This is a genomic window from Candidatus Cloacimonadaceae bacterium, from assembly GCA_030693415.1.
GTDB lineage: Bacteria > Cloacimonadota > Cloacimonadia > Cloacimonadales > Cloacimonadaceae > JAUYAR01.
This window is the reverse complement of record JAUYAR010000090.1, coordinates 1-8,164: the sequence shown is the minus strand read 5'-3', so window position 1 is coordinate 8,164 and position 8,164 is coordinate 1. Positions and strand designations below refer to the sequence as shown.

Sequence of the window (8,164 nt, the reverse complement as noted above, 5' to 3'; positions counted from 1 at the left end):
GGGACCCTTCTCGGTGTTGCGAGACTCAATCAACTGGTAATAGGTGTGACTATTACCGGTACGCGAGCTGTGAATGATCTTCTTTCTTATAAACATGAATCCCAGAAAATCCAGGCGCTGAAGCTGTCAATATATATTTTTCCTGCAAAGCCCTGATTTTGGACACTAATTGGCTGTTTTCCGAAACTCAAATACTGTTTTTCAATGAGTTACGATTCCAAAATGACTAAAAACACATTTTTCATGCGAAACTTGGGTTAGCAAACCACAGCCGAATCAGCGTTCGGTTTCCCAATGGGGTGCGGAATTCGGTTTCCCGTATTCGGCATTGGATCGTTTATTTTGTAGTAGCTTGCTCGGTATGAAAATAGGCGTGAATCGCAATCGCGGTTTTTTCTCCGATGCCTTTGACGGAAGCCAGGGTTTGGACATTCGCGGTACGGATATTATTCACGGAACCGAGTTCCTTTAGCAGCAAGAATTTGGTTTGCTCGCCGATGCCGGGGATATCTTCCAACTCGCTGATCAGAGTGCGTTTTGAGCGGCGTTTACGGTGAAATTCTATGGCAAAGCGGTGCGCTTCGTCTCGGATATTGATTAGTAAACGCAAAGACGAGGATGATCTTGCCAGGATAACGGATTCGCCTCCGCCGGGTCTGAATATCTCCTCCGCTCTTTTTGCCAGAGAGATCATCGGAGTTTCTGAAAATTGTGAGGTTTGCAGGATCTCGTTGCAGGCGGCAAGCTGTCCTTTTCCACCATCGATGATAATGAGATCGGGATGCATTTCGGGATCTTTACCGATCTCGAGAATGAAGCGCTCAAGCGTTTCCTGAAGCGCGGCATAGTCGTTTTGAGTATCGATGGAACGGATGATGAAACGGCGATAAAACTTCTTTTGGGGTTTGCCATTTTCAAAAAAGACCGCCGAGGCGACAGTGTCCGTGCCCTGGATCGTGGAGATATCCATACAAACCATCTTGCGTGGCAGACGCGGCAGGCGAAGCTGTTCCTTGAGTTCCTGGATGGGGAAAACGGTGCGGTTGGCTTTGCGCAGATGGGCAAGCTTTTGTTCTTCGATCAGATGGAATGCGTTGCGCTTTGCCATGGCGAGGAGCTTGGTTTTCTCGCCACGCTGGGGAAGGGTCAATCTTCCTTTCAGCCACATGTTCAGATCGGCAAAATCCGATGGTTCGTGGGGGAGCAGGATTTCCGAAGGGAGCTCCTCCTTACCGGAATAATAGAGCTTGAGAAAGGAAGCTAACAGTTCATCCGCGTCCGCGTGTTCGATATTTGCTAGGGGATAGTTTTCCTGATTGACGATGGCGCCCTGAGTCATCCTAAGCACCAGACAGATGGCTTTGCCGTCCTCCATATAGAAACCGATGATATCAACGTTGCGGTTGTCGGCATAAAAAACCGTCTGGCGTTTCTGGATGCGTTCGATGGCGATGATCCGATCCCGCATCACCGCCGCTTGTTCAAATTGCATCGTTTCGGAAAGGGCATTCATTTCACCACGGATTTCTTCGAGGATATCCTGATATTTGCCGTCGAAAAAGTCCGTCAGGCGCTTCACGATGCGCGCGTAATCAGTTTTGGAGATCGCGCCGATGCAGGGAGCGGGGCATTTTCTTAGTTGATAATTGATGCAGGCGGTCGTAAATTTGATCTTGTCCGCGGGGATGATCCTTGTGCAAGTGCGGATTGGAAAGACCCATTCGAGGTTTCGGAGCGTCGAACGCAAAGAGCGGGCATCCGTGAAAGGACCGAAAAAGCGGGAGCCGTCCTTGACGGGATCGCGGCTCACGAGGATGCGCGGAAATGCTTCTCTCAGAGTGACTTTCACGAATGGATAGCGTTTGTCGTCCTTGAGCATGACGTTATATTTGGGCTTGTAGCGCTTGATCAGTGTCGCTTCGAGAAGGAAAGCCTCATTTTCGCTGTTGGTGATGATGTATTCCAAATCGGCGATGTTTTTGACCAACTGCTGAGTCTTGATATCCTTCTGCCCACCTGAAAGATAGGACTTGATGCGATGGTTCAGGGAGGACGCCTTGCCCACATAGATGACGTCTGCTTCGGCGTTTTTCCAGATATAGATGCCGGGTTGATCAGGTAAAAAGGCGATCTTTTCCTTTATCTGCCGGTGAATCTGTTCCATACCCGTTTTGTCGATTCCTTCAGATAGGCGAGATTGAAAAGCAGCCCCAACAGATAGAAGAGCAGAAAGCTGACGGAGGTGACGATGACGTCCCTGAGCAGCACCATGCCCTTGCCGGAAACCACGATATAGCGTCCCTGCAAAGCGATTGGGATATAGATCACGGCACAGATAACGATCGCCTTGAGGATGTTTGTCCAGATTCCGGAAAAATCTATCTGCGGCAGCTTTTTGCGAATGTGGTAAAGTAGGACGCAATAGTTTGTGGCGGCGGTAATGGAAGTGGAAAGTGCCAACCCGCGATGCTGCATAAATTGCATCAGGATAAAGTTTAGGGTGATATTGAGAGTCACCATCGCAGCGGCGATCTTGACCGGCGTGCGGGTATCCTTATTGGCATAGAACAGCGGTGTGATCGTCTGATTCAGACTATAAAAAAGCAATCCAATGGAATAAAAGAAAAGCGCCTGCTGCGTCATCAAACTCGCCCGTGCGTCAAAAGCGCCGCGTTGAAAAAGCAGATAGACAAAGTCTCCGCCCAAGGCAAAGATCAGCATCGTGACGGGGATCATCACATAGGCGAGGGTGATCGCACTGAAACGCATGCTCTGCGAGAGCTCTTCAAACTTCTTTTCGGTGACGTTCCTTGAATATAACGGCAGCAGAGCCATGCCGGTGGAAATGGCGAAAATGCCCATGGGCAGATGCACGAGGCGGTTACCATATTCCAGCGCCGTAATGCTTCCCACCACCAGAAAAGACGCCATCAGGCTGTCTGCCAGTATGTTGATCTCACGAATACCGACGCCGATCATGGAGGGTAAAAACCTTCTCCATAAAGCCGTGATCGCTTCTCCTGAAAACTTGATCCGTGCTGCGAAACGATAGCCGATCCGCTTGAGAAAGGGAAAATTGATCGCCGTTTGCAGGATTCCGCCAAAGAAAACTCCCCAGCCAGCCCAGTAAACCAACGCTTCGCCACGCACCCCAAGAGCATAGGGAATCAGGATCGTGGCGATCATGCCAATGTTCAGCAATGCCGATGAGAGCCCGGTCATAAAGAAATAGTCGTGGGAATTGAGGATGGCGATCATCGTGGATGAAAGCCCGATCAAAAAGAGATAAGGAAACATGATGCGGGAGAGCGATACAGCCAGCACCTTGGTGTGTTCCGCAAGCCCGGGATAGAGGATCCGCACGATCCAAGGCGCCAAAATGACACCGAAAAAAGTGAGGATCATGAGCGCCAAAGACAGGATGGAAAGCACCTGCAAAGCAAAGCGATACTGATCCTCCCTGCCGCGTTTGATACCGATCTCGTTGTAGAGGGGAACAAAAGCTGCGGAAAGCGCTCCTTCGCCAAACAGTCCGCGCAGTAGGTTCGGGATCTTGTATGCTACGATGAAAGCGTCGTTTAGATAGGTCGTCCCAAAGAAATATGCCATCACGGTATCACGCAGGAGTCCAACGATACGGCTGATAAAAACCGCAGAAGACATCATGCCGATATTGCGCAGGAGCTTCTTTTGGGACATGGCTCAGCGCGTATCCCGAAATAGTTTTCTGAAGCGCATAAAGAGTCCCACGAGGATGAGATATTGGTTCACGTTGCCGTCGATCTTGCGCTTCAGATCCTCAAGCGCGATGAGAAATTCCGGCGCGGCTTCGGAAAATGCTTCTTCGTCCTGCTTCAATGCTTTGTATAGCTCATATTTATCGACGTTGGTGATCTCTTCCGGGTTGTTGCCGAAAATGCAGATGTCGCTCACAATAAAAGCGACGCAGGAGATCAGATCAGCCAGAAAAGCGGCGTTGAGCTGCTCGCGGATGCGAAGTGAAAAATTGAGAAAGGCATATTCCTGATCCCGATATGCCAGATCGAAAAGCTCGAAAGCAAGCTCACGAATCACCCCTGCGCTTCCCTGCAGCATTCTCACGGCATTTTTGACGCTGCCGTTGGCGATGCGGGAAGCGGTTCGCGCAAGAGCGTGTTCGGCATCGAATTTATCTCTGAGAAGTTGCTCGATCACGCCTCTGGTAAGGGGTTTGAAATAGATGGGCTGGCAGCGGGATTGGATCGTCGGCAACAGCATCGAAAGACGGTTTGTGACCAGGATGATGACGGTGTTTTTCGGCGGTTCTTCAAGAGTTTTAAGAAATGAATTCGCAGTGGGGATGTTCATCATTTCCGCGTCTTCAACAATGCAAACCCGGTAGATTGCTTCATAGCTTGAGATCTCGAGACGTCTGATCAAACCTGCGATGCTGTCCTTACGTATCTCCGTGCCGGAACTGAAATAGAAATCCAGCCAGGGGCTTTCAATTTTGTTTTTGAAAAAAGCTTCATATTCCACCCGGACTTCCTTTTTCTTAATCTCTCCCTCGGCAGTGAGTTGCAGATTCGGCGTGGGGAAAACGTAGATGAAATCCGGATGATCCAAGCAGAGGAATTTATGGCAGGAGGAACAGACTCCGCAGGGGCGGAATTCGTTCTTGGAGAGGCAATTGAGCGCCATCCCAAAATAGAGCGCGGTGGTGAATTTGCCCACTCCGCTCATGCCATGAAAGAGATATGCCTGAGCGATGCGGTCGTTGTCGATCGCCGTGCTCAGGATTTGCAGAGCGTGATCCTGTCCCTTGATATTTCGAAACATTTAGACGATCGTGATCTTGCTGCGTCCCGCTTCGTCACTGGTGCTGAGCTCAAAAACGCGTTTTACATAAGGGCTCTCGAATTCACTCGCCAGGATGTCGTAGATCATCACGTCGTGATATTTTCCCGCCATATAGACGTAGTTTCTCCGGGTGCCGATATATTTGAATCCGACCTTTTCATAGCAGCGGATGGCGCGATGGTTATATGCCACCACTTCGAGGGTGATATTGTTGAGATTCATGATGTTAAAGCCATAATCCAGGATCAGGGCTGTGGCTTCTGTGCCGATGCCTTGATTCCAATAGGTTTTTTCACCGATGAAAATGCCGAAACAGGCGCGGCGGTGCACTTCGTTGACCATGTGTAATCCGCAATTTCCGATTACCTTGTTGGTGTCTTTCTCCACGATGGCAAAGACAATGTCCTTTTTCATCAGTTCTTTTAGCGTTTCACGTTCGCGATCGATATCGATCACGGTGGAGGATAAGAGCATGAGTTGCCCAATCTCGAGATCGTTCACCCATTCAGTGTATCTTTCAGCATCGTCGATCGAAATCGGCGAAAGATAACACTTCTCTCCGGTCAGCTTTCTGAAATACTTCATTTTTATCTCCTTGTCTGGCTACCAATTACAATACTATGGCGGATTTGCCAGTGCAAATCTACGCTCTTGTATTAGTCAAAATATTCCTCGTCAATTTGTCAAGACATTTCCGTGGGAAGATGATTTAAAAAATACGAGACTGTTCAAATTATTCAACCATTTTATGTATTATGGGATTCATAAAAGTTAGTGGTTCGTGTTTAATGGCCAGCCGGCTGGGAGACCGGAATCCCGAGCTTGTATGCTAAATTGCTTTGCGGTATATTACCAAAGAACGGGGCACTTCGCCTTCACGCGGTCGGTACTCAGGGAATTCAGTTCGGCATTGAAAGAACTGCTCAGTAATGGTTGGCACGATCGAGGCGATTAAGAAAGCGGATAACGTTGAGGGTAATGACACTTCACTGAACTCAGAGTTGTCTACAGTTCCATGCCTTTGGCGGCTTCAACAATATACATGATTTCGTTTGTGGAAGAGTCATCAAGGTCAAAAACATTGCGGTTGATAAAGTTGAAGTTGTTGCTCTAAAGCTACTCTTTTCTGCCCCACCAGACAAGACTTAAGCTCATAGAGTCCATCTTATAGATTAGGAGTTTTGGTCAAGAGAACTTGTTTAAGATATTTTACTACTACTCCATACAAATATTAGGATCCCAATTTCATGCCAATCCACTACTATTAAGAATGTAGGTCCGATTATATTTAGGTAAATTAATTATAAGTTCTGTGATTACTCCCTTACTAAGGCAATATTTGCTCGAGAAATCAAAAAGCATACACATGTATTCGGTTTCAATTATTGTAACGAGAGCTATGTTGTAAAATTGATTGTCGAGAACAAACCCAGCACGATTGTTTTCGCTTAGCATATGAAATTGAAGCAAACCGTTGCCTGTGAAAGCCCTTAATTCGTCTATTTCTTCTGTTTTGGGAAACATCATAAGCATGTTAATGCCATCCTCAATTTCTTTTGTGCATTTTTCCAAAAACTTAATTTGTATGTTTGCGGGTTGTCCTGAGAATCTTGATAACGTATTAACCGCTGATAGTCCAACAGCGCGACTTATAGGTTTTGGAAGTTCATCCTCGTAACCGAAAATTTTTCGGATATCAGAACGGATATCCGACCTGATAAGTGCATTACATTCATACGCCAGAAGATTGTCAACATAAACCCAGTTTTCCGCAAAAATTCCTTTCTCCTCCAGAATTTTAATTCCCTTTTCCTTAGTGTAAGGTGGTCTAACAGGGCTAAAAGGGGCCGGATCAACGCAAATATCATAAAATGGAGGCTCAAAACCGATATCATAAGTATATACTCTTAACCCATCTTCCCAAATAATAATTTCTACCGCTACAAGTGGATAATTCGATTTAGTCATGGAATTGAAAGAAGTTGACCTATATATTGTCTTACTCATTTTTCAATCAATTGAGAAACTGTACTTTTCTATGTTTTAGATTTAAACTTGATAGACCTACAAAGATTGATGCTCTCTCAGAAACCACATTATGATCTTCAGCAGATACTTCCCCAAAAACTGGCACCATATTTTCTTTTGCTTCCTTGTTGCCATTCGCCGCTGCAACTAAATACCAAAATAATGATTCCTTATAGCTTTGGGTTAAGCCTAAACCTTTTTCATATGCCTTACCCATATCCAACTGTGCATCGATAAAATTTTGCTCTGCAGCCTTTCGCCACCAGCTTACACCCTGTATTTTGTCTTGTTTAACACCTATCCCGGCTACCATACACCATCCAAAATCATATTGTGCTGCAGCATATCCTTGAAATGCAGATTCACGGTAAAAATAAGCAGCTTGAGATTTATCCTCTTTAACTCCAAAACCATTTAAATAGCATATCGCAAGATCCCTTTGTGCCTCTGCAAAACCCTGATCAGCAGCCTTTCTATACCAATACACTGCTTTTGAATAGTCTAAATCAACTTTATCTCCTTGAAAAAAACATTTACCGACCAAGTGTTGAGCATGAGCATGTCCTATATTTCCAGCAGCAACAAGCCATTTGTACCCACGCTTGAAATCTTCCGTCACTCCTAGTCCATAACAATAACAGCGACCAATCTCAAATTGTGCATCACTACATCCACCTCCTGCAGATAGAGCAAACCAACGGCAAGCTTCTGTTAGATTCTCTTCAACACCGAATCCGTTGTAAAAGCATGCACCCAAATTAAACTGTGCAACAGCAAGCCCCTGTAATGCAGATTTTTGGAACCAGCCAAATGCTTCCTGACCTGATTCAGATTGATCTTCTGCTTTAACATAGATAATACCCATTTTATTTTGAGCTTCAGCATTACCAAACTTAGCTGAGTTCAGGATTTGTTCTATACTCACTTCTTACTCCATTGGTTAGCTACGATTTAGTTGAGTCCCAAATGTTGGTGTAAATTCCAACTCATTGTTTCTCATTTTCTTTGAAGACCTGTTAGCAAGTCTTCGCCTCACACAATATATACTTTATGCTGATTGCTACAATCACAAACACCTGATTCCACAGTAATTCAAATTCCGATCTTTCGTCAAGAACTTTCTTTCCCATATGTAAATCTACCTTGTTGCGACGGGTATAAAGAGTCACTTAAATCTGCAAATAGCGATCACTTGGACAAAATGGATAAGTTAATGAGAGAAAAGAATATCTGATCAGAGCTTGCAGAAAACCACTTGGACAAAATTTCATTAAACTTCATTGTTTTGATCACCAAA

6 protein-coding genes are annotated in these 8,164 nt (G+C 45.8%); all 6 read right to left on the bottom strand.

The features are described from left to right. Window positions 1-337: 337 nt before the first annotated feature. On the bottom strand, window positions 338-2,164 hold the full coding sequence (uvrC, locus tag Q8M98_05450; protein MDP3114207.1) for an excinuclease ABC subunit UvrC: 1,827 nt from the start codon (window positions 2,162-2,164) through the stop codon (window positions 338-340). Next, on the bottom strand, window positions 2,140-3,699 hold the full coding sequence (gene murJ / locus Q8M98_05445) for a murein biosynthesis integral membrane protein MurJ (protein ID MDP3114206.1): 1,560 nt from the start codon (window positions 3,697-3,699) through the stop codon (window positions 2,140-2,142). The genes uvrC and murJ overlap by 25 nt, the downstream gene beginning before the upstream one ends. A gap of 3 nt (window positions 3,700-3,702) precedes the next feature. After that, window positions 3,703-4,818, bottom strand: coding sequence for a DNA polymerase III subunit delta' (locus tag Q8M98_05440; GenBank protein MDP3114205.1), 1,116 nt, complete (start codon window positions 4,816-4,818; stop codon window positions 3,703-3,705). Further along, complete coding sequence (locus Q8M98_05435) at window positions 4,819-5,424, bottom strand: GNAT family protein (protein ID MDP3114204.1); 606 nt, start codon at window positions 5,422-5,424, stop codon at window positions 4,819-4,821. Between the two features lie 660 nt (window positions 5,425-6,084). Continuing rightward, on the bottom strand, window positions 6,085-6,807 hold the full coding sequence (locus tag Q8M98_05430) for a hypothetical protein (protein ID MDP3114203.1): 723 nt from the start codon (window positions 6,805-6,807) through the stop codon (window positions 6,085-6,087). Between the two features lie 46 nt (window positions 6,808-6,853). Beyond that, window positions 6,854-7,792: a tetratricopeptide repeat protein gene (locus tag Q8M98_05425; GenBank protein ID MDP3114202.1), complete on the bottom strand. Its 939-nt coding sequence runs from the start codon at window positions 7,790-7,792 to the stop codon at window positions 6,854-6,856. Window positions 7,793-8,164: the final 372 nt, after the last annotated feature.